The organism is Desulforamulus aeronauticus DSM 10349, assembly GCF_900142375.1.
Classification (GTDB): Bacteria; Bacillota; Desulfotomaculia; order Desulfotomaculales; family Desulfotomaculaceae; genus Desulfotomaculum; species Desulfotomaculum aeronauticum.
The window spans coordinates 1-1,312 of sequence record NZ_FRAR01000059.1; the positions used below are offsets into that span (position 1 = coordinate 1).

Genomic DNA, 1,312 nt, shown 5'->3' on the forward strand with positions numbered 1-1,312 from the left:
CCGCAGGTGTGGCTGTAGCTGATCAATCAATTGATGTTTGCATGTCGTGGGATGCAACTGTCGGGACAAGAGAATTAATGGTTAACGGACAGTCCATTGGCAAAAAGGCGTTTACAGCAGCAATGAATTTGCCTAATGAGGTAGGACTAGTGAATAATTTTGCTACGTTTGTAGACGACCTCCGAATTTCTAATCGTGCCCGCACTTTGGTCGAGCACCAAGCGGCATTTCAAAGTAACCAACCGTTACCTATAGATGTGGATACGACATTAAAGATGAATTTTGACAACAATTCAGGTGTGTCTCTTCCTATGATTAATTATGTTTACGATAACTTAAATTATTTAAACAGCATTACTACACCAAATAAAACAATTAACTATCAGTATGATGGTAATGGAAACCTGATACGGCGAATTATTAATTAGGCTATATCTAACTATTTTAAAACGAAAGGTGTTTCGTATGAAAAAAAGACTAATATGTTTTTTAATGGTATTAGCTATAAATTTTGTTTGCTTTCCTTTAGCTTCTTTTGCAGCAGAATCCATTAAATCAGAATATTCCATTGTGAAATCATATGATAATATCCTGGAAAATAAGGATAAGGTAGTTGATTCAAATACAGAAGTTAATGAATTAGCTTTGGAAAATGTTAATGAAAATAATTATTCTGTTAGCAGTGAAGCAGATAGCTTATATTCCATTAAAAATAAAAAAGGACTATACAAAGCTGCTTTTAAGTCAAAAGCCGGTAAGGAGCTTCTCAGCTTTTCCCAAGGAAATGCAAACCTAATAATCAGTCCTTTAAACTTCAGATCAGTTTCAGGGAGTGTCTATAATAACACCATTACATATGAAAACATTTATCCTGATACAAGCATTAAATATACGTTGGAAAGAAGCTGGCTCAAAGAGGACATTATTGTACGAAAATATACTGGAATGAGTGACTTTTATTTTCAACTAAATGTAAACAATGCTGAATACGAGAAAAAAGCTAATGAAGAAATATACTTCTTTGATCCAGGTTCAGATAAACCACTTTTTTACATACCCAAGCCCTATGCTCTAGATAAGAATGGTGATCGATGTGATTTAGTCAATATGGAATTATCAAAGGAGGGGCTGTTAACCCTTTCTGTTGATCCTGAATGGATGAAAACAGCTGTTTATCCGGTAATTATTGACCCGACTTTTATATTGCTTAATGCCACATTCACTCGTTCCACAGTTGCCTATAAACAGGATGGAACACAGGTATCGGTTAATAATCCACGCTTTGAAAATGGTAAGTTTGGACAGGCATTGA

Annotated in this window: 1 protein-coding gene and 1 pseudogene; both read left to right on the forward strand. The window is 34.8% G+C overall.

The annotated features are described in order from the left end of the window. Positions 1–428, forward strand: a 428-nt coding sequence (locus tag BUA78_RS20445) for a hypothetical protein (protein ID WP_207650528.1), incomplete at its 5' end; no start/stop codon positions are given. A 37-nt stretch (positions 429–465) separates the two neighbouring features. After that, positions 466–1,312: pseudogene (locus BUA78_RS19635) on the forward strand (hypothetical protein); the annotation flags it as partial.